This window comes from Providencia sp. UF-183, from assembly GCF_058246155.1.
Window position 1 is genome coordinate 1 of record NZ_JBSICD010000010.1, and the last position, 25,757, is coordinate 25,757.

Sequence of the window (25,757 nt, forward strand, 5' to 3'; positions counted from 1 at the left end):
TTAAAGAGCGTTGCAGCATTTCGTATTGAAATTTGACCTTCTGGGTCGTTGCTGCGAGGTGACGTATAATACGTTTTTCTTTTAGAAAGTCAAGTGTTTATTTTCAACTTTTTCTTTCTTCACACCGTGTTATCACTTACTTTTTCAAGTTTGGCTTAAGGCTTTCTTTTTCTAACCTCACCACCGAAGCGGTTTGCCGTGACAACGGATGCGCATTATAGGGAGACGAAAAAATCTCGCAAGTGTTTTTTTGCATTTTTATTTTGTTCGCGTTTTTTTTAGCCAAAAATGGAGTTCTAAGCTAAATCGCACCCAGTAATTGACTATTTCAGCAGCAATTTGCCCTTTACTCACGTAATATAGGCATCCAAGAAATAAGATTTGAGATGAATTATGGAATTAAGTAAGCAACAAACGGCTTCGCAAAAAAATCGTTCTTATATTATTGCAGAAAATCTGGGCCAACAGATTTTAACAAGCGCCTATTTGCCTGATTCCATTTTACCCAGTGAATTAGAGTTATCAGAAAAGTTCCAAGCCAGCCGAACGGCAATAAGAGAAGCCATTAAAATATTAGCCGCTAAAGGCATGGTATTAGCACGCCCTAAAATAGGCACTCGTGTTATGCCCTCATCAAATTGGAATTTTTTAGATCAAGATTTATTAACGTGGTGGGCCAATAGTGAAGAACAATCCGTTGTGATTAAACATTTCAAAATTGTTCGCCTCGCCATTGAGCCGCAAGCTTGTTATCTTGCAGCCATACATGCAACACCCGAACAAAAACAATCTTTACAGATTTTAACGAATGAAATGCTGTTACTCGCAAAAGAGTTTGATAGAGAACGTTGGGTAAAGGTGGATTACTATTTTCATTTAACCATTTATAAAGCCTGTGCAAACCCGTTTTTAATTTCTTTCGCTAATTTATTTCGTTCTATTTACCAGCGCTACTTTGATGTTATTACTGACAATGAAGTTATAGAAGTTGATATCCACCAGCAATTAGCGGATGCCATTATCCAAGGTCACAGTACCAAAGCTCTCGATTTTTGCTATAAACTATTAACAGTAAACGAAAAATAACCTAACAAGATAACTTCCCCTTGGCGCTTTAACTTTTTAGATAGGTAACCGATGTTCAAGACAGCCAAAAATATGTCAGGCCTTCCATGGATTGCGGCAATGGCCTTTTTCATGCAGGCGCTCGATGCCACTATTTTGAATACGGCTTTACCTGATATTGCAAAAAGCCTGCATCATTCTCCCCTTGCAATGCAATCAGCCGTTGTTAGTTATACTTTGACGGTTGCACTATTGATCCCAATAAGTGGATGGTTTGCTGATCGGTTTGGTACTCGCCGTATCTTTATTTTAGCCGTTTCATTATTTTCTTTCGGTTCTTTGCTTTGCGCCCTTTCCCCATCACTGAATTTTTTAGTGACATCTCGGGTTATTCAAGGGATTGGTGGGGCAATGATGATGCCTGTTGCTCGATTAGCATTAATCAGAGCTTATCCACGTAGTGAGTTATTGCCAATATTAAACTTTGTGACCATCCCTGGATTAGTCGGGCCAATATTAGGCCCTCTGTTAGGTGGTATATTGGTTACTTATGCCACATGGCATTGGATATTTATTATTAATATTCCTATTGGTATTTTGGGTATTTTTTATGCGTTAAAGCATATGCCTGATTTTAAGATGCCAAAACGTAAATTTGATACGCTCGGCTTTTTACTATTTGGTTTTGGTTTAGTCATGCTTTCCGTTAGCTTAGATTTGTTTGGCGATAAAGCATTACCAACATCTATTCCTGCTGCAATTGTTGTTGGCGGTTTTCTTTTCTTATTATTGTACGTATTTCATGCAAGACGTATTAAGCATGCCATCATCCCATTAAATTTATTTAAAACTCGTACGTTTTCAATTGGCATCAGTGGCAATATTGCAACACGTTTAGGGACGGGCAGTATTCCATTTTTAATGCCATTAATGCTGCAAGTTGGATTTGGCTATGAAGCGGTTGTCGCGGGGATGATGATGGCGCCATTGGCGATTGGCTCAATAACAGCAAAATCAGGTGTAACAAAAATCCTCACTAAGTATGGCTACCGTAATACGTTATTTGTGATCACGGTAATTATTGGGTTAATGATTGCCCAATTCTCATTACAATCCCCGAATATGTCGATTTATCTGTTGGTTGTACCGCTATTCATTTTAGGAATGGTGATGTCAGTACAATTTACTGCGATGAATACGATTTGCTTGGCAGATTTAACCGACAATAATGCCAGTGCCGGAAATAGCATGTTAGCCGTAACCCAACAGCTATCGATTAGCTTTGGTATTGCCGTAAGTGCAGCGATATTAAGTTTCTATGATGGACAGCCCAATAGTAATACCGTGGATAATTTCCACTATACCTTTATTACTATTGGTGTGATTACACTAGTTTCTGCTTTTGTCTTCTTATTATTAAGTAAAACAGATGGTGATAACTTAATAAAAGGAAAAACAAAAAAAACTAAGAACTCACCTTCTTAACAGACTGGCGCTCTTTAAGCTCAGGGGTAAGCACTAACACGCCAGTCTCTGCCTCTGGGTTATCCATTCGATAAATCAGTTGGCTAACTGCTTGCTGCCCTAACTCATCTTTTGGTTGATGAATGGTTGTTAAGGGTGGGATCATATAAGAAGAAAGATCGATATCATCGTAACCGACAATCGAAATATCATCGGGAACTTTCATCCCTTTTTGGAATATTGCCTGATAAGCCCCAACTGCCATCGCATCATTACCCGCGAAAATGGCTTGAGGCGGGACGGGTAACTCAAGCAATGCATTCATTGACTCAAAACCACCAGCAAATTCAAAATCACTGAAAATCAAATACTCTTCATTAATTTTAATACCCGCATCATTCATGGCTTGAATAAATCCTTGATGACGGGCTCTTGCAGGTGATTTATCTTGCGGCCCAGCAATGCAAGCAATGCGAGTGAACCCAGCATCAATTAAATAGCGAGTCGCAATTTCGCCGCCTAAAAATGAGTTATCTTGAATAACATCGCCGCCAGATTCAAATGGCGACCAGTCCATCATCACCGTCGGTACAGCAGGATAGCGAGCCAATACTTCTTTTGAGGGCCCTTGGACTTCAGTACACATGATCAATAGCCCATCAACCCGCTTTTGTAACAAGGTTTCTAAGCTATGATTCATCCGTTGAAGATCGCCCTCAGTGTTGCACAAAATCAAACTATAACCGCGCTCGTAGCAACTCCGTTCTACGCCTCGCACCACTTCCGCATAAAATGGGTTGTTACTGGTTGTCAGTAACATTCCAATGGTATTCGTGCGATTCATTTTTAAGCTTCTCGCCAATGCCGAAGGGGCGTAATTTAGCTCTTCAATAGCATTTTTAACACGCAGAGTAATACTCTCGCTGACGTAGCGATTTTGATTAATAACGTGAGAGACGGTGGATGTCGACACACCCGCAAGGCGAGCCACATCTTTCATTGTTGCCACAAGTTAATCCTATTGAGCTAAAAATTGGTCAATTTCTTTACGCCATGGAACCGAAGGTTGAGCACCTGGGCGAGTAACCGCTATCGCCGCCGCTGCATGGGCAAAAATAATCGCGTCTTCGTCAGACTTACCTTCCAGTAAAGCGGTAACGTACGCCCCATTGAATGTATCACCTGCCGCAATAGTATCCACTGCTTTTACGCGAAACCCAGCAATTATTTTACCTTGTGCACCTTTTTCACTGTACCAAACCCCACGAGCACCCAAGGTAATCATCACTTTGCTGATCCCTTTTTGATGTAATGCTTCTGCCGCCGCTTGGGCGCCTTGGTCATCATTAACGGCAATACCCGTTAGATGCTCCGCTTCGGTTTCATTCGGCGTGATAATATCCACCAGCGTTAATAATGAGTCTGGTAATGATTGTGCTGGAGCTGGATTTAAAATGACTTGAGTATTGTTTTTCTTCGCAATTTCAGCGGCCATCTGAACAGTTTCAATCGGTGATTCAAGCTGCATTAAGACGGCATCCGCTTCAATAATTTTTTGCTGATATTGAGTGAGTCTCTGCGTTGTTAGTTGCGCATTGGCACCCGCATTGATACCAATAATGTTTTCGCCTTGTTGATTCACATAAATCAGTGCCACACCCGTCGTTTCATCTTTAATCGCATCAATACATTCTGTTTTGATATTATCGAGATGAAGCTGTTTTTTAATACTTGCACCAATATCATCATCACCTACACAAGCTATAAATGTTATGTCAGCGCCACTACGGCCTGCCGCCACAGCTTGGTTTGCACCTTTTCCACCAAAGGCAACTTGATAGCTGTCACCACGAACGGTTTCACCCGGTTGTGGAAATTGCTTAACATTCAAAATATGATCAGCATTAATACTACCCAGTACCACCAGCTTTGCTGTACCCATAACATTTATATCCTTTTTATTGTGACTGCTTAACCACAAACCCATAAACCGCCGCAAAGCTGCTGCGGCGGTTATTTTATCTTATTGTTTTACCACTAATTCCAATTCAACAGGAACGGTAGCATCAACTTTTTCACCTTTTAAGACTTTATCGGCAATTTGTACACCAACAATACCAATTTGATCAGGGCGCTGTGCGATTGTTGCACCTAATTTCCCGCCCTCTACCGCTTTAATGCCATCATTAGTGCCATCGAAACCGACCACTAAAACATCAGTACGACCGGCTGTTTGTAGTGCTCTTAATGCACCTAGCGCCATTTCGTCATTTTGTGCGAAGACCGCTTGAACCGTTGGGTGCGCAGTTAGCAGGTTTTGCATAACGTTAAGGCCTTTTGTTCTATCAAAGTCAGCAGGCTGGCTCGCCAGTAAATTAAATTTGTGCTCTTTAGCACCTGTATTAAAGCCCTCACCACGCTCACGTGCTGCTGAAGTACCTGAAATACCTTCTAATTGGATAACTTTGGCTTCATTACCTGTTTTTTGTGCAATATAATCGGCCGCCATTTTACCGCCCATACGGTTATCCGAAGCAACGTGGCTGACGACTTCACCTTTATTAGCGGCTCTGTCTAAGGTAATAACAGGAATTTTTGCTTTGTTTGCCATTAGGATAGAGTTACCCACCGCATCAGAGTCTGTTGGGTTGATTAACATCAGTTTTGTTCCACGAACCGTTAAGTCCTGCACGTTTGCCAATTCTTTTGCTGGGTTATCTTGTGAGTCTAGAACGATCAATTCATAGCCCAGTCTGTCTGCCTCTTTTTGTGCGCTATCTTTCATCGTCACAAAGAAAGGGTTGTTTAATGTTGAAATCACTAACGCAATGCTGTCTTTTGCCATCGCATTGACGCTAACGGTTGCACTCAGTGCAACAGCTGATAACAATGTCGCTAATTTATTCAGTTTCATAATCGTTTCCTGTAGGGTTATTTTTTATTATCAACAAGTACCGCAAGTAAGATGACGACCGCTTTGACAATCATCTGATAGTTCGACGAAATACCTAATAAGTTTAAGCCATTGTTTAAGAAACCAAGGATCAGAGCACCAATCAACGTACCGACAATACGCCCTTTCCCGCCTGCAAGGCTTGTGCCACCCAGTACAACAGCGGCGATAGCATCTAGCTCATACCCATTACCTGCCATAGGTTGCGCCGATGACAAACGTGCAACTTCAATCACACTGGCCAGTGCCGCCAGCAAACCACATAAGGCATACACAATAATTTTGATGCGATCGACGTTAATGCCTGATAAACGAGTTGCCGCTTCATTGCCCCCTAACGCGTAGATATAACGGCCTAATCGAGTGTGGTGCAACATGTACCATGCCGCCGCAAAAACAATGATCATTAACCAAACCGGGGTAGGAATACCTAATGGGCGACCAATACCAAACCAGCCAAATAAATCAGCATTATCACTAAAGCCCGTGTTTATCGGGCTACCATCGGTATACACACGAGTCACCCCGCGCAATAAAAGCATCATCACCAATGTTGCGATAAAGGCTTGGACTTTCCCTTTCGCGACGATAACCCCAGTACATGCGCCAATTGCGGCTCCCAGTGCTAATGCCCCTGCAACAGCAACCAAGGCGTTGACTTCCGCCCCAACCATCGATGCAGCAACCGCGCCCGTCAATGCAAGTAATGAGCCTACCGACAGATCAATCCCTGACGTTAAGATAACCAACGTCATACCTACCGCCATGATGGCGTTTACCGACGTTTGCTGCAAAATATTGAATAGGTTATTCACCGTAAAAAAATTAGGGCTTAATGTTGATACGATGGCAATTAAGACTAATAGTGCAATTAATGATTTTTGCTCCATCAGCCAAGCTTTGCTGAACCAGCGTTTTGATGATGCAGTTGTTGAACTCATACTGATAACTCCTGAACTGAGCCGTAATTTTTACCCACTGCGGCAGCCATTAAGGCTTCCTGAGTCGCGTCTTTGGCGGTAAATTCGCCGCTGATATGACCTTCGTGCATCACCAAAATGCGGTCACTCATTCCAATCACTTCAGGCATTTCTGAAGAGACTAAAATGATGCTCAGCCCTTCTTTCTTAAACTGGTTAATTAGCTGATAAATTTCTTTTTTTGCCCCAACATCGACACCACGCGTTGGCTCATCAAGGATCAACACTTTGGGTCTGGTCATTAACCCTCGTGCGATAGCCACTTTTTGTTGATTTCCGCCAGAAAGGTTACCAATAATTTGGTTCATCGATGGAGTTTTGATATTGAAAAGGCGAATAAAGTCGCTGACCGTTTGTTGCTCTTCGCCGTGTTTAAGTGAGCCACCCGCACGGCTGAAATAACGCAAAGCCGTCAACGACATGTTTTCTTTAACTGACATGCCTAATACTAATCCATCACGTTTACGGTCTTCTGAAATATACACAATGCCGCTATTTAGGCCTTCTTGCGGGGTTTTCAGATTGACAGATTTGCCTTCCAGCTTAATTGTGCCTGATTTCTTAGTCGCTGCGCCGTAGATGATTTTCATCAATTCAGTTCGACCTGCGCCCATTAACCCTGAAACCCCTAAAATTTCACCGCTTTTCAACGTGAAACTGGCATTGCTTACACCGGGGCCTGAAACATTTTCAAGCTGTAAACGGGTATCACCCGCTTGAACATCAATGCGTGGATATTGGTCTTCAAGCTTTCTTCCCACCATCATTTCAATCAGTTTTTCTTCTTCTAATTCGCTAACGGGTTTTTCGCCAATAAACTGGCCATCACGAAACACGGTGACATCGTCGCAAATTTCAAAGATTTCTTTTAACCGGTGAGAGATATAAACAATACCGCAGCCTTGTGCTTTTAAGTCTTCGATAACGCGGAATAATGATTCCGTTTCTGTATCAGTAAGCGCATCCGTTGGTTCGTCCATGATGATCACTTGGGATTGAAAGCTGAGGACTTTAGCAATTTCCACCATTTGCTGTTCCCCAATCGAAAGTTCAGCAATGGTTTGATGGCTGTCATAATCAAGGTTGAGGCGTTTGAGCAGTTTGTCTGACTCACTGAACATTTTTTTCCAGTCAATTTTGCCAAACGCACTAACAAACTCACGCCCAAGGAAAATATTTTCTGCAATCGTCAGCTCAGGGATCAGGTTTAATTCTTGGTGAATAATACCAATACCCGCTTCTTGGGAGCTTTTTGGCCCATTAAACGCCACTTCTTTACCCAGAAAACGAATTTTACCTGCATCTTTTTGATAGATACCGGTGAGCACTTTCATCATGGTTGATTTGCCAGCCCCATTTTCCCCCACCAGCGCCATGACTTTTCCGGGGTAGACATTTAATGTCGCACCGCTGAGCGCTTTCACGCCCGGAAATGATTTATCGATACCGATAAGTTCTAATAAAGGTTGCATAGTCACCTCAGAAAGTCACACCAGAACATAGGATTACATTCGCAAATGGCGAGCATTCCCCTGTTCTAATGACTGCTTTGCTGTCATGAGTTAGCTGTTTAAAACGTTCATGACTGCAATAGATGATTTCGATTTGATTGCCTTGTTCAGTTTGTAGGTTATTCAAATGCGTTAAAATAGCCGTTTCCATGGTGGGATTCATTGCACTAATTTCTTCTGCAATAATCGCTTTTTCGACCTGCATTTCTTGCGTAACCACTCGCAAAACAGCCATGAAATCAGGTAACCCTTGCGTTATCGCTAAATCAATCCGCTCAGGCCCCGCTGAAATGGGTAAGCCTGCATCCGCCAGTGTGATTTGGTCGGTATGACCTAACTTTGCAATCACTGAAGTAATATTGGCATTAAGCAGAACACCTTTTTTCATTTTTTCACCGCCATTTCTGATAAGCGAAACGTTTCGCTTATACAATCATAGTTTAGATAAGTCACAACTCAATATTGATAGTCGATATTTGTGATCATCATCGAAACGTTTCGTTAGTGTGGGATAAGCTTAAAAACAATAACTTATTGAATCACTTATAGCTGAATCGTTTTTTCTTGTTTTTTGGGGTACATCAAAGAAAAATGGAAAAAATGGCCGCAGTATGTAATAAAAGGAATTGATAGCCTTTATCAAGAACTCTCCAATAGAAAGGAACTGTTATGCAACTTGCTGAGCGTATCGCCCAACTGAGTAATTACCTGGAAAGCGGTTTGTATGAACGCCAACAGGCAATACGCTTGTGTTTATTAGCCACACTCAGTGGTGAAAGTGTCTTTCTATTAGGCCCTCCAGGTATTGCGAAAAGCTTAATCGCGCGGAGAATGAAATATGCTTTTCGTCATGCCCATGCATTTGAATACTTAATGACGCGCTTTTCGACGCCTGAAGAAATTTTTGGCCCTTTATCCATTCAAGCCTTAAAAGATGAAGGGCGCTATGAACGCTTAACGAAAGGTTATTTGCCTGATGCTGAAGTGGTTTTTTTAGATGAAATCTGGAAAGCAGGCCCCGCGATTCTCAATACGCTATTAACGGCTATTAATGAACGCAAATTCCGTAATGGCGATGAAGAAAAAGCCATTCCCATGCGTTTGCTTGTCACGGCTTCAAACGAATTACCTGATGCTGATAATAGTTTAGAAGCCCTTTTTGACCGTATGTTGGTGCGTATTTGGCTTGATAAAGTACAGGAAAAACAAAACTTCCGTGCATTATTGACGGGAAAATCGTCGTTAGAAGGATCCCAAGTCCCTGAGCATTTAAAAATCAGTGATGAAGAGTACCTGCAGTGGCAACAAGAAATTCCAAAAATTACGCTGCCCGATCACTGTTTTGAGCTAGTCTACCAACTACGCCAACAATTAGATGCCGCGGATAAGCAGGTTTATGTCTCAGATAGACGTTGGAAAAAAGCGGTGTATTTATTACAAGCGAGTGCATTTTTTAATGGTCGCAGCAGCGTCTCTCCCCTTGATATTGTACTTTTGAAAGATTGCCTGTGGCACGATATGCAATCGATGAATGCATTACCGCGATTAATTCAATCCCTTTTACAAGAAGAGGGTTGGCAGCAGCGTAAATTTACCCGTGAAATTGAGCAAATTTACCAGCAATGGATGTCATCCACGCAAGATCAAAATAGCCAAGATGCATTTAAAGTAAATAAAAACAATGCGATGTTTGCTCGTAAGGCCTCGTATGTGTTACCTGAGCATCTTCATGAAGGTCGGATCACGCTGTTTTTACATCGTCCATTACAATTGCATAATATGAAAGTGACGTTTGTTACCACAGACAAAAAAGCACTCACTTTATTTTTAAATAAAGGCACGACATTATCCGCTCATTTAAATGGTATTGGTTTTGCACAAGAAATTGCCGCTGAGGTAAATAATTTAAATCAGATACAGTTATTGGATATCAGCCATCAATCATCAACCTTATATATCCAAGATAAAACAGCCACACAAACCCCCACATCAAATAATCAAGAATGGTTAGATAAGCTGGATAAAATTCAATCAGATATCCAAACTGCTCGTTATCAATTTGAAAAACAACAACCCAACCTTTTTATTGAAGCCCATTGGCTGGCGGATATTGAGCAAAGTTTTCTACAACTTGCAGAGAAATTAACGCAATTACGCAACCAAATCACAGGAAAAGTGGCTGAATAATTATGATGAGTTTAGCCACTCTGGAGATGTTGCTTTCGGTTAATGAAAGCCAGTTAATAGAAGAGATTATTATCTCTCTCCTTGCTACGCCGCAATTGGCGGTATTTTTTGAAAAACATCCCCGTTTAAAAAAGGCATTATTAAAAGACTTATCTAGCTGGAAAAAAGACCTAAAACAGCGCCTGCAAGATGCGTTAGTTCCCGCGCAACTTTCTGAAGAGTTTGAGCTGTATAGGCAATCCCTTGGGATATCAACAGACGCTTTTTTTACGCGACTTCCTTCTGTAATAGAAAGGCTTAACCAAATCGACTCGCCGTTTTACCGAGAAGCAAACCAGCTACAAAGCGGTAAAATTGACAACCGCAGTGCAAGGCAAGCTTTGTTTGTCCAAAAGTGGCGAGTCAGCTTAATTTTGCAAGTCACAACCCTGCATAAAGAGCTGTTAGAGCAAGAGAAAGAGCAGTTGCTGGCGGAATTACAACGCAGGTTAGCCTTGAGTGGAAATTTAGAAGATATTCTGGGTGAAAATGAACGAGCGGCTGGTCGTTTGTGGGATTTAAGCAAAGGGGTGAATATGACCTCTGTTTATAATGACCAGCTATTAAATCGCTACAGTGAATTTTTACGCCAACAGCCTGAGCTTGAAAAAATAGCCCAACTATTAGGGCGCAGCCAAACAGCGCAAGCTATTCCCGATGATAGCGTGGTTTTAGAAGCAATGACTATCATGGAGAAAGTGCCAGAAACAGTACCTGAACAAGTTAATGGCTTAAACCAAAGTGATGATATTTTGCGTTTATTACCCGCTGAGCTCGCTATGCTGGGTATCGAAGAAATTGAATTTGAGTTTTATCGAAAATTACTGGAAAAACAGCTATTAACTTATCGATTGCAAGGGGATAGCTGGCAAGAAAGAAAAGTGCTGCGCCCCATTACACATCACCATGATGAAGAACAGCCTCGAGGGCCATTTGTAGTATGTATTGATACTTCGGGATCAATGGGGGGATTAAATGAGCGCTGTGCAAAGGCATTTTGCCTTGCGCTAATGAAAATTGCGTTAGCCGATAACCGCGCATGCCATGTGATGCTGTTTTCCACCGATATTGTGCATTACGATTTATTATCTGCGGATGGGTTGGAGCAGTGCGTTCGGTTTTTACATCAAACATTTAAAGGCGGAACAGACCTTGCTGCTTGCTTGCAAGAAACAACCGTCAAATTAGAATCAAAACAATGGATGGATGCAGATGCAGTGGTTATTTCTGATTTTGTGGCTCAGCGTTTACCCGATGAACTCATTCAAAAAATCAAAACCATGCAAAAGAAAGGAAAATACCGCTTCCATGCGGTATCAGTGTCAAATTATGGGAAACCCGGCATCATGAAAATCTTCGACCATATTTGGCGCTTTGACACCGGGTTAAAAAGCAGGCTATTACGCCGCTTTAGTCGCTAATTACAGCATACCTTCAACAGATTCTTGCGTTTCTGGCGCCCATACACCGCATTGGACTTGGCCAATGTGTTGGCGTTGCAGAAGTAACATCACTAAACGGGATTGGCCGATACCACCGCCGATAGTTTGTGGCATTTCACCTTTAACTAGCGCTTGGTGCCATTCTAATTCCATGCGTTTTTCATCTTGCGTCAAGCTTAATTGACGTGTTAAGCATTCAGGGCTAACACGGATCCCCATGGAAGACAGCTCAAATGCATCTTGTAATACAGGGTTCCACACAAGGATGTCACCGTTTAAACCACAAAAACCGTCTTCGTTTTCTGTTGTCCAATCGTCGTAGTCTGGTGCACGGACATCGTGTGATTCACCGCTGGATAACTTACCACCGATACCAATAAGGAAAACGGCGCCAAGTTCTTTCGCGATTGCGCGCTCACGGCCTTTTGCATCAAGGTCTGGGTAGCGCTGTAACAGCTCTTCACTGTGGATAAAGTGAATTTGGTCTGGCAGGAACGGTGCCAGTCCAAACTCTTTACTTACGGCAGCTTCTGTTTCTTTTATTGCCTTGTAGATTTTACCCACTGTCTGTTTCAGATAAGGAAGTGTACGTTCCTCATCTGCCATCACTTTTTCCCAATCCCACTGATCGACATAGACGGAGTGGATTGGGGTTAAGCGATCTTCGTCCGGACGCAACGCTTTCATGTGCGTATAGAGTCCTTGGCCTTCGCTGAAACCAAAACGACCTAACGTTTTACGTTTCCATTTAGCCAATGAGTGCACCACTTCAAAGGTCGCACCTGGGATTGATTTCACTTTCACTTGAACTGCTTTTTCGCTGCCTGATAAGTTATCTTGCGTACCATCACCAAGACGGCTAAGGATTGGCCCTTGAACTTCAATTAGACCGAGTTCTTTTTCAAGTAAACGTGAGAAATAGGATTTTACAAAACTAATTTGTTGCTGATGTTCGATGAATGACTTGTCCATAATTTATTACCCATAATTTGTTTGCTGTATTAGCCGATGTATAGATTAAGCAACAAAATGAGGCATAAATTCAATATCCATCATTAAAAAAAGCCTTTACTGTTTATTTTGATTAAAAAAATGGGTATAAAAATGAATAATCGTTAAAATGGAGGCAAAATAATGCCAGAAAATTATCAAATCGATAATCTCGATCGTGACATACTTCACGAATTAATGGGAAATGCGCGTACGCCTTACGCAGAATTAGCCAAAAAATTTGCAGTAAGCCCAGGAACAATTCACGTTCGCGTTGAAAAAATGAAGCAAGCGGGGATCATTAAAGGCACACGTATTGATATCAATCCAAAACAGTTAGGCTTTGATGTCTGCTGCTTTATTGGCATTATTTTAAAAAGTGCAAAAGATTACCCGACAGCATTAAAGAAGTTGGATGCCTTAGAAGAAGTAGTCGAAGTTTATTATACGACAGGTCAATACAGCATTTTTATTAAGGTCATGTGCAAATCAATTGATGCCCTACAAGACGTACTTATCAACAAAATTCAAACGATTGATGAGATTCAATCTACAGAAACCTTGATCTCCTTACAGAACCCGATCTTACGTACAATCAACCCTTAGAAAAAAAAATGATATAACCACATTATCCACAGGTAGATCCCAGCTCATTCACAGCGTACAATAGCGCCCTATTATTGTGAAAGAGAATCACCATGACAAAAGTAACCTTAATAAGTGGCAGTACAATGGGCAGTGCGGAATATGTTGCTGAGCACATGGCGGAGATTTTAGAAGAACTCGGCTATGAAACAGACGTTCAACATGGTCCAGAGCTTGATGATTTAACACTTGAGGGCATTTGGCTGGTGGTGAGTTCGACTCACGGAGCAGGTGATCTACCTGAAAGTATTCAGCCGTTCTTTGATGCTATAGAAGAAAGCTCCCCCGATCTCAGCCAAGTGAAATTTGGTGCCGTTGGGATCGGTAGCTCAGAATATGACACTTTCTGCGGTGCGATCCACAAATTAGATGCCCTATTAAGTGAAAAAGGGGCTAAACGGATCGGCGAATGTTTTGAAATAGACATCCAAAAACACGAAATCCCTGAAGATCCCGCAGGAGAATGGGTTAAAAATTGGGCAAACGAACTCTAATTTGGTTAAAATAGAAGCAATCAACTGTGGATAACTCAGGGAAGATCCCGGTATTAACCGGTAGTTATCCAGAGTATAAGTTTTAGGGCCACCAAGGCCTGTGCATAAGTACCCATTTTGATCCCAGCTTATACGCAATCGGATCACGGATCATTCACAGTATATGATCCTTTACACTTTTATGATCTTTAAAGTGAAAATCCACTTATCCACAGAAACAGGTGATCCTAATAAAAGATCTAATAAAGAGATCTTTAAATAAAAAGATCTTATATATTATAAGGGGAGAAGCCTAGGGGTTGTCTCTCTTTCAAACTTGAGTAGAATTCTCTCCTCAAATGCACAGTTCGCATTTTCTAACGTTTAAGGTTCACACATGTTTTATCCAGAGCAATTTGACGTCATCATAATTGGTGGTGGTCATGCCGGTACTGAAGCAGCAATGGCAGCTGCACGTATGGGGCGTCAAACCCTATTACTGACTCACAATATTGATACATTGGGCCAGATGTCTTGCAACCCAGCCATCGGTGGGATCGGTAAGGGGCATCTGGTCAGAGAAATTGATGCCCTCGGTGGTTTAATGGCCACTGCAACAGACAAGGCGGGTATTCAATTTAGAACATTAAATGCCAGCAAAGGCCCAGCGGTTCGTGCAACTCGTGCACAAGCAGACCGCGTTCTTTATCGCCAAGCAGTTAGAACAGCTTTAGAAAATCAGCCTAACTTAATGATTTTTCAGCAACCTGTTGAAGATCTGATTGTTGAAAACAATCAAGTCACAGGGGCTATTACCCGCATGGGCTTAAAATTTAAAGCCAAAGCTGTGGTATTAACCGTTGGGACTTTCCTTGATGGAAAAATTCATATTGGGTTAGAAAATTACAGTGGGGGTCGTGCAGGTGATCCACCATCAATCTCCCTTTCTCAACGTCTAAGAGAATTACCACTACGTGTTAACCGTTTAAAAACGGGAACTCCCCCACGTATTGATGCAAGAACAATTGATTTCAGTCAGTTAGCTCAACAGCTAGGTGACGACCCAATGCCTGTATTTTCATTCTTAGGTTCGCAAGATCAACATCCACAACAGATGCCTTGCCATATCACCTATACCAATGAAAAAACCCATGATGTGATCAGAAATAACCTTGATCGTAGCCCTATGTATGCAGGGATCATCGAAGGGATCGGCCCTCGTTATTGTCCGTCGATCGAAGACAAAGTGATGCGCTTTGCTGATAAAGACTCACATCAAATTTTCTTAGAGCCAGAAGGCTTAACGAGCAATGAAATCTACCCTAACGGGATTTCCACCAGCCTGCCATTTGATGTGCAAATGCAAATTGTGCACTCAATGAAAGGGATGGAAAACGCAAGGATCATTCGTCCTGGTTATGCGATTGAGTATGATTTCTTTGACCCGCGCGATCTCAAACAAACACTAGAAAGCAAGTTTATTAATGGCTTGTTTTTTGCTGGTCAAATCAACGGCACAACGGGTTATGAAGAAGCGGGTGCTCAAGGCTTACTTGCTGGCTTGAATGCTGCACAACATGCCTTTGGCTTAGAAGGTTGGTTCCCTCGTCGTGACGAAGCTTACATCGGTGTTCTCGTTGACGACCTTTGCACACTTGGTACCAAAGAACCGTACCGTATGTTTACCTCACGTGCAGAATACCGCTTGATGCTACGTGAAGATAACGCTGATCTACGTTTAACAGAAAAAGGCCGTGAACTTGGTCTCGTTGATGATGTGCGCTGGGCACACTTCAACAAAAAAGTGGAACTGATTGAAAAAGAGCGTCAGCGCTTAAAAGATATCTGGGTTCACCCTAAATCTGATAACCATACTGAGATTGATGGAATATTAACCGTTCCGTTATCCAAAGAAGCGAATGGTGAAGATTTATTACGTCGTCCTGAAATGACTTATCAAATGCTGACCTCGTTAAATTTGTTTGCACCTGCAATTGAAGATCAACAAGCTGCTGATCAAGTTGAGATTCAAGTTAAATACGAAGGTTACATCGCACGTCAGAAAGAAGAGATCGAAAGACAATTACGTAATGAAAACACCTTGTTACCTGTAGATCTTGATTATAAACAAGTGAAAGGATTATCCAACGAGGTAATGGCAAAGCTGAATGATCACAAGCCAACGTCTATCGGCCAAGCTTCACGTATTTCAGGGATCACTCCTGCCGCGATTTCTATTTTACTTGTTTGGTTGAAAAAGCAAGGCATGCTACGCCGGAGCGCTTAACATGGATTTATTATCAAAACTTAATCAATTACTTGCCAAAACCGATATCGATTTAACGGAAAAGCAAAAACAACAGTTAGTTGATTACGTTGGGTTATTAGTTAAATGGAACAAAGCCTATAACTTGACGTCCGTACGTGACCCGCAACAGATGTTAATCCGCCATATCATGGATAGCATAGTGGTGAACGGTCAACTCAACGGACAACGGTTTATCGATGTTGGAACGGGCCCTGGGTTACCAGGCGTTCCTTTAGCCATTGTTCGACCTGATTCCCATTTTGTTCTATTGGACAGCTTAGGGAAGCGTGTACGCTTTTTAAAACAGGTTCAACATGAGTTAGGGCTAACTAACATAGAACCTGTTCAGTCACGAGTTGAAGAATATCCCGTTGAAAATGGTTTTGATGGCGTTATTAGCCGTGCGTTTGCATCGTTAAATGATATGTTGAGTTGGTGCCATCACTTACCTTCACCTGAAGGGCGTTTTTACGCTCTAAAAGGTGTCATTCGTGATGATGAAATGGCTCTACCAGAAGGGTTTGTGATTGAGTCTATCACTGAGCTTCAAGTACCAGAACTTGATGAGCAACGCCATTTAGTTAAAATTTCGCTGAAATAAAGTTGCTTTCTATCAAATAATTTTATCTTTTAGAGCGATAGCCGAATGTTGAAAAACAGACGGCTATTTTTGTTTTTGACCGAATAACAAAAACTCGAATTTTACGTGTTATTTACACGGCAATAACGAATAAGTTTCAAAAATAATAAGTTGAAGGGAAAAAGTGAATGTAATTGGCTATTTTGACTTAATCGATTTAGCTAATAAAATAGTTAACAGTGAAATATTTGATTTATAGATTCATTATTTAGCTTAAAAATTGTCTTTCTTAATTATTTGATTTACAGATTAAATCTAATTTTTCTTATGAAGAAAGTTGAAGGAATAAATAAAGCGAACAAAGCTAAATGTGATTAATGTCACATTTAAGTGAACATATGTAGCAATTCATTAACTATTTATTAATTATTACATCGACAATTCTGCGCTATCTCGAAAAAATTAAATATTTATTCACCTTTTCGCTACTTACTGATTGAATTCATTTCGCCTGCCCGTATAATTTGCTCGTTTTTGTCTCTTGACACATTTACGCAAAGGCAGTTTTATACAACACTTAGCGTTTCTGAGGCTGAGAAGAGCTGGGAGTATACGAAAAGTTATGTCTGTATCCCTTTATGACAACAAGCATGCTGCAAAGCAGTTGTCTGTTCAGTTTATAACTTTAGTGATCCTCAGTGGGGCTTTCTGTGCAAATAGTATAGAATGGGGGGCCTCTGCTCTTGCTGGTGGGTTAGCATGCTGGTTACCAAATATCGTATTTATGCTGCTAGCACAATTTCAGAAAGCAAAGGAAGAGGATGAACCTGTCCGCATTGCCTGGTTCTTAGCATTAGGAGCAGGGCTAAAGGTTGTTACAACTATCGTTGTTTTAGTTGTTGCTTTCGGTGTGTTCAAAGCGTCATTAACACCACTGGGTTTGACCTATTTAGCGGTGCTAATTGTTCAGATTGTTGCACCAGCCGTTTTTAAACGGTAAGTATTTTTAAACTACAAAAGGGTAAGAGGCATCATGTCTGCATCAGGAGAAGTGATGACTACAGAGGATTACATAGGCCACCATCTGAGAAACCTTCAGTTGGACCTGAGTACCTTTAAGTTGGTCGATCCCCACGCTAGTCCAACATTTTGGACGTTGAACATTGACTCGCTTTTTTTCTCAGTAGTTCTCGGGGCTCTGTTCCTGTGGCTATTTAGAAGAGTTGCAGCCAATGCGACTAGTGGCGTACCCGGTAAGTTACAGACTGCAATAGAACTGATCATTGGTTTCGTTGATAACTCAGTCCGTGATATGTATCACGGTAAGAGCAAAGTTATTGCTCCTTTAGCATTAACGGTGTTCGTCTGGGTATTCTTAATGAACCTGATGGATTTACTCCCAATTGATTTCCTTCCGTATATTGCTGAGCATTATCTCGGGTTACCTGCATTACGTGCAGTACCAACCGCAGATGTTAGTGTCACTCTATCGATGGCGATTGGTGTGTTTATCCTAATCCTCTTTTACAGCATCAAGATGAAAGGAATTGGCGGATTTACAAAAGAGCTCACAATGCAGCCTTTTAACCATCCTGTCTTCATTCCAGTCAACTTGATTCTTGAAGGGGTAAGCCTGCTGTCAAAACCTGTATCACTCGGTCTGCGACTGTTTGGTAACATGTATGCAGGTGAATTGATCTTTATTCTTATCGCGGCTCTGCTTCCGTGGTGGTCACAGTGGTTGTTAAGCCTACCTTGGGCTATCTTCCACATACTGATTATTACGCTACAAGCCTTTATTTTTATGGTTCTGACTGTTGTCTATCTGTCGATGGCATCTGAAGAGCACTAATTTAATTAATCAATAATTGTATTAACTGAAACAAACTGGAGACTGTCATGGAAAACCTGAGTATGGATCTGCTGTACATGGCTGCCGCTGTGATGATGGGCTTAGCGGCGATCGGTGCTGCGATCGGTATCGGCATCCTAGGTGGTAAATTTTTAGAAGGTGCTGCTCGTCAGCCAGATTTAATTCCTCTGCTGCGTACACAGTTCTTTATCGTAATGGGTCTGGTCGATGCTATTCCGATGATTGCTGTTGGTCTGGGCCTGTATGTAATGTTCGCTGTTGCCTAATTAACGTTACGGAACACTGTAAGAACATTAATTCACTAATGAATAAGAGGTATTGTCTGTGAATCTAAATGCAACAATCCTCGGCCAGGCTATCGCGTTTGTCCTGTTTGTTTGGTTCTGTATGAAGTATGTATGGCCACCGATTATGGCGGCCATTGAAAAACGTCAAAAAGAAATTGCTGACGGTTTATCTTCTGCAGAACGTGCTAAAAAGAACCTGGAACTGGCGCAAACCGACGCAACCGACCGACTGAAAAAAGCGAAAGCTGAAGCACAAGTCATCATTGAACAAGCGAATAAACAACGCGTTCAAATGATTGATGAAGCAAAAGCAGAAGCGGAAGCAGAACGTGCAAAAATCGTCGCGCAAGCGCAAGCTGAAATTGATGCTGAGCGTAAACGTGCACGTGAAGAGTTACGTAAACAGGTTGCGATGCTTGCTATCGCAGGTGCCGAGAAGATCATCGAACGTTCCGTGGATGAAGCTGCTAACAGCGACATCGTTGATAAACTAGTCGCTGAACTGTAAGGAGGGAGGGGCATGTCTGAAATCGCTACTGTAGCTCGCCCCTACGCCAAAGCAGCTTTTGACTTTGCTGTGGAAAACCAAGCTGTCGAAAAATGGCAGAATATGCTGGCCTTCACCTCACTGGTGACGCGCAACGAACAGGTTGGTGAGCTGCTTTCTGGTTCTATTGCACCAGAAACATTAGCTAAAACGTTTATCTCTGTTTGTGGAGATGAAATTGACGAGCATGTTCAGAATCTGATTCGTGTTATGGCAGACAACGGGCGTTTAACGACGCTGCCAGAAGTATTAGCTCAATTTATTCAATTGCGCGATGCTCTGGAATCAACCATCGAGGTTGATGTCATCTCTGCTAACGAACTGAGTGAACAGCAGTCAGCTAAAATTTCTGCAGCGATGGAAAAACGTCTGTCACGCAAAGTTAAGCTGAATTGCAAAATTGATAAGTCTGTTATTGCTGGAGTGATCATTCGTGCTGGAGACCTCGTTATTGACGGGAGTATCCGCGGTCGCTTAGAGCGTTTAACTGACGTCTTGCAGTCTTAAGGGGACTGGAGCATATGCAACTGAATTCCACCGAAATCAGCGAACTGATCAAACAGCGTATTGCTCAGTTCGATGTTGTGAGTGAAGCTCACAATGAAGGTACGATTGTATCCGTTAATGACGGTATCATTCGTATTCACGGTTTAGCCGAAGTCATGCAGGGTGAGATGATCGCACTGCCTGGCAACCGTTACGCTATCGCATTGAACTTAGAGCGTGACTCCGTTGGTGCGGTTGTCATGGGTCCTTATGCCGACTTGGCAGAAGGCATGAAAGTTAAATGTACTGGTCGTATTCTTGAAGTTCCAGTAGGCCGTGGCCTGTTAGGACGTGTCGTGAATACACTGGGTCAGCCAATTGATGGTAAAGGTCCTGTTGATAACGATGGTTTCTCACCTGTAGAAGTTATCGCACCGGGCGTTATCGATCGTCAATCAGTTGATCAACCTGTACAGACTGGTTATAAATCAGTCGATGCAATGATTCCAATTGGTCGTGGACAGCGTGAGCTTGTTATCGGTGACCGTCAAACAGGTAAAACTGCTTTGGCAATCGATGCAATCATCAACCAACGCGACTCAGGTATCAAATGTGTGTACGTGGCAATCGGCCAGAAAGCGTCTACCGTTTCTAACGTAGTTCGTAAACTGGAAGAGCACGGTGCACTGCAAAACACTATCGTTGTTGTTGCTACAGCATCTGAATCAGCTGCTCTGCAATACTTAGCACCATATGCTGGTTGCGCGATGGGTGAATATTTCCGTGACCGCGGTGAAGATGCACTGATCGTATACGATGACCTGTCTAAACAGGCTGTTGCATACCGTCAAATTTCACTGTTGCTGCGTCGTCCACCAGGACGTGAAGCTTACCCAGGTGACGTTTTCTATCTGCACTCACGTCTGCTTGAGCGTGCTGCTCGCGTTAACGCTGAATACGTAGAAAACTTTACTAAAGGTGAAGTTAAAGGCCAAACTGGTTCACTGACAGCTCTGCCTATCATTGAAACCCAAGCTGGTGACGTTTCTGCATTCGTACCGACAAACGTAATTTCGATTACAGATGGTCAGATCTTCCTGGAATCTAACTTGTTTAACTCTGGTATTCGTCCAGCGGTTAACCCAGGTATTTCAGTATCTCGTGTTGGTGGTGCTGCTCAGACTAAAATCATTAAGAAACTGTCTGGTGGTATCCGTACTGCACTTGCTCAGTATCGTGAACTTGCAGCGTTTGCTCAGTTTGCTTCCGACCTCGATGACGCGACTCGTAAACAGTTAAGTCATGGTCAAAAAGTAACTGAACTGCTGAAACAGAAACAGTATGCACCGATGTCAGTAGCAGAGCAGGCACTGTCTCTGTTCGCGGCAGAACGTGGATTCTTGGATGATGTTGAGTTAGCGAAGATTGGTGCGTTTGAAGCTGCTTTAGTTTCTTTTGCACAGCGCGAGCATGCTGACCTTATGAACGAAATTGGCCCGGCTGGTAGCTATAACGATGATATCGAAGGCAAGTTGAAAAAACTGCTCGAATCATTTAAAGCAACTCAGTCCTGGTAATACTATTCGGCCCGAATTTTTAGGGCCGTCTGGTTAATAAGGAGAAGCAGAAATGGCCGGCGCAAAAGAGATACGTTCCAAGATCGGAAGTGTACAAAATACACAAAAGATCACTAAAGCGATGGAAATGGTCGCTGCGTCCAAAATGCGTAAAACGCAGGAACGCATGGCGGCCAGCCGTCCTTATGCAGAAACCATGCGCAGTGTGATTGGTCACCTAGCGTTAGGTAATCTGGAATATAAACATCCATATCTCGAAGAGCGTGAAGTTAAGCGTGTCGGGTATCTGGTTGTTTCAACAGACCGTGGTCTGTGTGGTGGTTTGAACATTAACTTGTTCAAAAAACTTCTCGCGGACATGAAGTCATGGTCTGAGAAAAACGTTCAGGTTGATTTGGCTTTAATCGGTTCTAAAGCGGTTTCATTCTTCGGTTCTGTGGGCGGTAACGTCGTAACACAAGTTACCGGAATGGGGGATAACCCAACGCTTTCGGACTTGATTGGTCCAGTTAAAACTATGCTACAAGCCTATGATGAAGGGCGTTTGGATAAACTGTATGTGGTGACGAATAAGTTCATCAATACAATGTCTCAGGAGCCAACTATTCTTCAATTGCTGCCATTGCCTGCAAGCAATGACGAAACATTGAAGAAGAAGTCTTGGGATTATATATACGAACCCGATCCTAAGGCGTTGCTGGATACCCTGCTACGTCGTTATATCGAGTCGCAGGTTTATCAGGGCGTCGTTGAAAACCTGGCTAGTGAGCAGGCCGCACGAATGGTAGCGATGAAAGCCGCTACTGATAATGGTGGAAACCTGATCAAAGAGTTGCAGTTGGTTTACAACAAAGCTCGTCAGGCCAGCATTACTCAGGAGCTTACCGAAATCGTTTCGGGTGCTTCCGCGGTTTAACAGCTAGGTTTACGAATTACGTAGAGGATTCAAGATGGCTACTGGAAAGATTATCCAGGTAATCGGCGCCGTTGTGGACGTCGAGTTCCCTCAAGATGACGTACCAAAAGTGTACGACGCTCTTGAGGTTGTTAACGGTAAAGAAAAACTGGTGTTGGAAGTTCAACAACAGTTAGGCGGTGGTGTTGTCCGTTGTATCGCAATGGGTACATCTGATGGCCTGAGCCGTGGTTTACAAGTAGTAAACTTAGAGCACCCAATCGAAGTACCAGTAGGTAAAGCAACTTTAGGACGTATCATGAACGTTCTGGGTGAACCTATTGATATGAAAGGTGATATCGGCGAAGAAGAGCGCTGGTCAATTCACCGTGCAGCACCAAGCTACGAAGAGTTAGCTAACTCAACAGAACTGCTGGAAACCGGTATCAAAGTAATGGACTTAATCTGTCCATTCGCGAAAGGTGGTAAAGTTGGTCTGTTCGGTGGTGCGGGTGTTGGTAAAACAGTAAACATGATGGAACTGATCCGTAACATCGCGATTGAGCACTCAGGTTACTCAGTGTTCGCAGGTGTTGGTGAGCGTACTCGTGAAGGGAACGACTTCTATCATGAAATGACCGACTCAAACGTTCTGGATAAAGTATCACTGGTTTATGGCCAGATGAATGAGCCACCAGGAAACCGTCTGCGCGTTGCGTTGACTGGTCTGACTATGGCTGAGAAATTCCGTGACGAAGGTCGTGACGTACTGCTGTTCGTTGACAACATTTATCGTTACACCTTAGCAGGTACTGAAGTATCAGCACTGTTAGGTCGTATGCCATCAGCGGTAGGTTATCAGCCAACGCTGGCGGAAGAGATGGGTGTTCTACAAGAACGTATTACCTCAACTCAAACGGGCTCTATCACTTCCGTACAAGCGGTTTACGTTCCTGCGGATGACTTGACTGACCCATCACCAGCAACAACCTTTGCTCACTTAGACGCAACGGTAGTTCTGAGCCGTCAAATCGCATCTCTGGGTATCTACCCAGCGGTTGACCCTCTGGACTCTACTAGCCGTCAGTTAGACCCACTCGTCGTTGGTCAAGAGCACTATGATGTTGCACGTGGCGTTCAGTCTATTCTGCAACGTTACCAAGAACTGAAAGATATCATTGCAATTCTGGGTATGGATGAACTGTCTGAAGAAGACAAACTGGTTGTTGCTCGTGCTCGTAAGATCCAGCGCTTCCTGTCTCAACCATTCTTCGTTGCTGAAGTATTTACCGGTTCACCAGGTAAGTTCGTTTCCCTGAAAGACACTATCCGTGGCTTCGGTGGTATCCTGAACGGTGATTACGACCACCTGCCAGAACAAGCGTTCTATATGGTTGGTACCATTGAAGAAGCTGTGGAAAAAGCGAAAAAGCTTTAATCCAGCTGACAGGAGGTTGATATGGTAGCTGCAATGACATACCACCTGACTGTAGTGAGTGCTGAAAAACAAATGTTTGAAGGCCTAGTACAGAAAATTCAGGTGACAGGTAGTGAAGGTGAGCTGGGGATTTATCCACAGCATACCCCGCTGCTGACTGCCATAAAACCGGGCATGGTACGTATTACCAAGCAGTTTGGTGAAGAAGAACTAATTTACCTCTCTGGCGGTATTTTAGAAGTGCAACCAAACGGTGTTATCGTACTCGCTGATACAGCGATCCGTGGTAAAGATTTAGACGAAGCTCGTGCAGTGGAATCTAAACGCAAAGCGGAAGAACACGTCCGTAAAGCACACGGCGATGTTGATTATGCTCAGGCATCGGCAGAACTTGCAAAAGCAATAGCGAAACTTCGAGTCATCGAGTTAACTAAAAAGCTAATGTAATGATAGCGGTATAGTAAAAAAAGCCAGTTGGTTAATCCTAACTGGCTTTTTTATTTGAGCGAAATATGTAGTATTTTAGATAGGAAATAGGTTTACTTTCATCCCAAAGTTGGAGTTTCAGGAAAAATGACTGTGCAAAGAAAAAGTGTCGTAATTTTAGCTGCCGGTAAAGGCACACGGATGTATTCAGATTTGCCTAAAGTTTTGCATTTACTTGCGGGCAAACCAATGGTTCAGCACGTAATTGATACTGCAAAATCAATCGGTGCATCAGATATCCATCTGGTATACGGGCATGGCGGTGATTTACTGAAAGAAAAACTGGGTGAGCAGAATTTAAATTGGGTTCTGCAAGCAGAGCAACTCGGTACAGGTCATGCAATGCAACAGGCAGCACCAAGCTTCCAAGACGATGAAGATATTGTCATGTTGTACGGTGATGTACCTCTAATTGCTAAAGATACGTTAGACCGCCTGATTGAAGTCAAACCCCAAGGCGGGATTGGCTTACTGACCGTGATTTTAGATAACCCAACAGGTTATGGTCGTATCATTCGCGAAAATAATGAAGTTGTCGGTATTATTGAGCAAAAAGATGCGACTGAAGAGCAACGTAAAATCCAAGAGATTAACACGGGGATCATGGTTGCAAGCGGTAAAGATTTCAAACGTTGGTTGGCTCAGCTGAACAACGATAATGCGCAAGGTGAATACTACATCACGGATATTATTGCCCTTGCACATAAAGAAGGTAACAAGGTAGCAACTGTTCACCCAAGCCGTTTAAGTGAGATGGAAGGGGTTAACAACCGTTTGCAACTGGCTGCACTTGAGCGTGTTTACCAGAAAGAACAAGCAGAAAAACTATTGCTGGCGGGTGTGATGCTAATCGACCCAGAGCGTTTTGATATTCGCGGTACCTTAACCCATGGACGTGACATTATTATCGATACCAACGTCATTATTGAAGGGAATGTGACGCTGGGTAACAACGTACAAATTCAATCTGGCTGTATCTTAAGGGATTGCGTGATTGGCGATAACTCAATTATTAGCCCATATTCAGTCATAGAAAACTCTGAATTATCATCAGAATGTACGGTTGGTCCTTTTGCTCGTTTGCGTCCGGGTGCTAAATTAGCGGCTAAAGCGCATGTGGGTAATTTCGTTGAAATGAAAAATGCCTCTTTAGGTTTAGGTTCAAAAGCGGGGCATTTAAGTTACCTTGGTGATGCGCAAATTGGCGATAACGTGAATATCGGCGCAGGGACCATCACTTGTAACTATGATGGTGCGAATAAGCATAAAACCATTATCGGTGATGATGTTTTTGTGGGTTCAGATACTCAATTAGTCGCCCCTGTTTCGGTCGCGAAAGGCGCCACTATTGGTGCTGGCACGACGGTGACTCGTGATGTTAACGAAGACGAATTAGTCGTCAGCCGCGTTAAGCAAATGCATATTAAAAACTGGCAGCGCCCGGTCAAGAAAAAATAAGTGAATTTTGATAAGGGGCCGATTGCCCCTTTGAATATAAAAAGCAGTAAATTATAAAATAGCTACCCAAGGT

At 42.7% G+C, this 25,757-nt stretch carries 25 protein-coding genes; 18 read left to right on the forward strand and 7 right to left on the reverse strand.

What is annotated here, in order from left to right; genetic code table 11:
• Positions 1-393: 393 nt before the first annotated feature.
• Entirely contained in the window at positions 394-1,086 is a 693-nt protein-coding gene (locus AC4IFT_RS11105) for a FadR/GntR family transcriptional regulator (protein ID WP_490735484.1), read from the forward strand.
• A gap of 51 nt (positions 1,087-1,137) precedes the next feature.
• On the forward strand, positions 1,138-2,550 hold the full coding sequence (gene mdtD, locus AC4IFT_RS11110; RefSeq protein ID WP_490735482.1) for a multidrug transporter subunit MdtD: 1,413 nt from the start codon (positions 1,138-1,140) through the stop codon (positions 2,548-2,550).
• Here mdtD and rbsR read toward each other — a convergent pair.
• The 6 genes from rbsR to rbsD form a co-directional block, all read right to left on the reverse strand.
• The gene (gene rbsR, locus AC4IFT_RS11115) at positions 2,531-3,538 is read right to left on the reverse strand and encodes a ribose operon transcriptional repressor RbsR (RefSeq protein WP_490751348.1); all 1,008 of its coding nucleotides are present in this window, start codon (positions 3,536-3,538) and stop codon (positions 2,531-2,533) included. The two genes, mdtD and rbsR, sit on opposite strands and share 20 nt — an antisense overlap.
• A 9-nt stretch (positions 3,539-3,547) precedes the next feature.
• Positions 3,548-4,471, reverse strand: a complete 924-nt coding sequence (gene rbsK / locus AC4IFT_RS11120) for a ribokinase (RefSeq protein WP_490735478.1) — start codon at positions 4,469-4,471, stop codon at positions 3,548-3,550.
• Between the two features lie 81 nt (positions 4,472-4,552).
• Entirely contained in the window at positions 4,553-5,443 is an 891-nt protein-coding gene (gene rbsB, locus AC4IFT_RS11125) for a ribose ABC transporter substrate-binding protein RbsB (RefSeq protein ID WP_490751349.1), read from the reverse strand.
• A gap of 17 nt (positions 5,444-5,460) precedes the next feature.
• The gene (rbsC, locus tag AC4IFT_RS11130; RefSeq protein ID WP_047756542.1) at positions 5,461-6,423 is read right to left on the reverse strand and encodes a ribose ABC transporter permease; all 963 of its coding nucleotides are present in this window, start codon (positions 6,421-6,423) and stop codon (positions 5,461-5,463) included.
• Positions 6,420-7,934 (reverse strand): ribose ABC transporter ATP-binding protein RbsA, encoded by a 1,515-nt coding sequence (rbsA, locus tag AC4IFT_RS11135; RefSeq protein WP_490735474.1) that lies wholly within the window; start codon positions 7,932-7,934, stop codon positions 6,420-6,422. Before rbsA ends, rbsC begins: the two co-directional genes overlap by 4 nt.
• 7 nt (positions 7,935-7,941) lie before the next feature.
• A complete protein-coding gene (rbsD, locus tag AC4IFT_RS11140) occupies positions 7,942-8,361 on the reverse strand; it encodes a D-ribose pyranase (protein ID WP_490735472.1) in 420 nt (139 codons plus the stop codon).
• 281 nt (positions 8,362-8,642) lie between these two features.
• On the opposite strand from rbsD, the gene ravA reads away from it, so the two are divergent.
• Complete coding sequence (gene ravA / locus AC4IFT_RS11145; RefSeq protein WP_490735470.1) at positions 8,643-10,160, forward strand: ATPase RavA; 1,518 nt, start codon at positions 8,643-8,645, stop codon at positions 10,158-10,160.
• A 2-nt stretch (positions 10,161-10,162) separates the two neighbouring features.
• A complete protein-coding gene (viaA, locus tag AC4IFT_RS11150; protein ID WP_490735468.1) occupies positions 10,163-11,620 on the forward strand; it encodes an ATPase RavA stimulator ViaA in 1,458 nt (485 codons plus the stop codon).
• Here viaA and asnA read toward each other — a convergent pair whose 3' ends face one another.
• Positions 11,621-12,613, reverse strand: coding sequence for an aspartate--ammonia ligase (gene asnA, locus AC4IFT_RS11155; protein WP_490735466.1), 993 nt, complete (start codon positions 12,611-12,613; stop codon positions 11,621-11,623).
• 162 nt (positions 12,614-12,775) lie between these two features.
• On the opposite strand from asnA, the gene asnC reads away from it, so the two are divergent.
• From asnC to glmU, 14 genes are all read left to right on the forward strand, one after another.
• Entirely contained in the window at positions 12,776-13,237 is a 462-nt protein-coding gene (gene asnC / locus AC4IFT_RS11160) for a transcriptional regulator AsnC (protein WP_219245205.1), read from the forward strand.
• A gap of 92 nt (positions 13,238-13,329) precedes the next feature.
• The gene (mioC, locus tag AC4IFT_RS11165; RefSeq protein WP_490735463.1) at positions 13,330-13,770 is read left to right on the forward strand and encodes an FMN-binding protein MioC; all 441 of its coding nucleotides are present in this window, start codon (positions 13,330-13,332) and stop codon (positions 13,768-13,770) included.
• A 376-nt stretch (positions 13,771-14,146) separates the two neighbouring features.
• Positions 14,147-16,036, forward strand: coding sequence for a tRNA uridine-5-carboxymethylaminomethyl(34) synthesis enzyme MnmG (gene mnmG / locus AC4IFT_RS11170; protein WP_490751350.1), 1,890 nt, complete (start codon positions 14,147-14,149; stop codon positions 16,034-16,036).
• 1 nt (position 16,037) lies between these two features.
• Entirely contained in the window at positions 16,038-16,658 is a 621-nt protein-coding gene (gene rsmG, locus AC4IFT_RS11175) for a 16S rRNA (guanine(527)-N(7))-methyltransferase RsmG (RefSeq protein WP_490751351.1), read from the forward strand.
• 601 nt (positions 16,659-17,259) lie between these two features.
• Entirely contained in the window at positions 17,260-17,637 is a 378-nt protein-coding gene (gene atpI / locus AC4IFT_RS11180) for a F0F1 ATP synthase subunit I (protein WP_042846804.1), read from the forward strand.
• Positions 17,638-17,670: 33 nt separating this feature from the next.
• Positions 17,671-18,489, forward strand: coding sequence for a F0F1 ATP synthase subunit A (atpB, locus tag AC4IFT_RS11185; protein ID WP_042846803.1), 819 nt, complete (start codon positions 17,671-17,673; stop codon positions 18,487-18,489).
• 47 nt (positions 18,490-18,536) lie between these two features.
• Positions 18,537-18,776, forward strand: coding sequence for a F0F1 ATP synthase subunit C (gene atpE / locus AC4IFT_RS11190; protein WP_004093904.1), 240 nt, complete (start codon positions 18,537-18,539; stop codon positions 18,774-18,776).
• A 58-nt stretch (positions 18,777-18,834) separates the two neighbouring features.
• Complete coding sequence (atpF, locus tag AC4IFT_RS11195) at positions 18,835-19,305, forward strand: F0F1 ATP synthase subunit B (protein WP_004906301.1); 471 nt, start codon at positions 18,835-18,837, stop codon at positions 19,303-19,305.
• Between the two features lie 12 nt (positions 19,306-19,317).
• Positions 19,318-19,851, forward strand: coding sequence for a F0F1 ATP synthase subunit delta (gene atpH / locus AC4IFT_RS11200; RefSeq protein ID WP_206085529.1), 534 nt, complete (start codon positions 19,318-19,320; stop codon positions 19,849-19,851).
• Between the two features lie 14 nt (positions 19,852-19,865).
• Complete coding sequence (atpA, locus tag AC4IFT_RS11205; RefSeq protein ID WP_206085531.1) at positions 19,866-21,407, forward strand: F0F1 ATP synthase subunit alpha; 1,542 nt, start codon at positions 19,866-19,868, stop codon at positions 21,405-21,407.
• Between the two features lie 52 nt (positions 21,408-21,459).
• Positions 21,460-22,323 carry a F0F1 ATP synthase subunit gamma gene (gene atpG / locus AC4IFT_RS11210; RefSeq protein WP_273804118.1) on the forward strand — a complete coding sequence of 288 codons (864 nt, stop codon included), beginning with the start codon at positions 21,460-21,462 and terminating at the stop codon, positions 22,321-22,323.
• 34 nt (positions 22,324-22,357) lie between these two features.
• Positions 22,358-23,740 (forward strand): F0F1 ATP synthase subunit beta, encoded by a 1,383-nt coding sequence (atpD, locus tag AC4IFT_RS11215; protein WP_273804117.1) that lies wholly within the window; start codon positions 22,358-22,360, stop codon positions 23,738-23,740.
• A 21-nt stretch (positions 23,741-23,761) separates the two neighbouring features.
• Positions 23,762-24,187 carry a F0F1 ATP synthase subunit epsilon gene (locus AC4IFT_RS11220; protein WP_042846797.1) on the forward strand — a complete coding sequence of 142 codons (426 nt, stop codon included), beginning with the start codon at positions 23,762-23,764 and terminating at the stop codon, positions 24,185-24,187.
• A 126-nt stretch (positions 24,188-24,313) separates the two neighbouring features.
• The gene (gene glmU, locus AC4IFT_RS11225; RefSeq protein ID WP_219245197.1) at positions 24,314-25,684 is read left to right on the forward strand and encodes a bifunctional UDP-N-acetylglucosamine diphosphorylase/glucosamine-1-phosphate N-acetyltransferase GlmU; all 1,371 of its coding nucleotides are present in this window, start codon (positions 24,314-24,316) and stop codon (positions 25,682-25,684) included.
• Positions 25,685-25,757 lie beyond the last annotated feature (73 nt).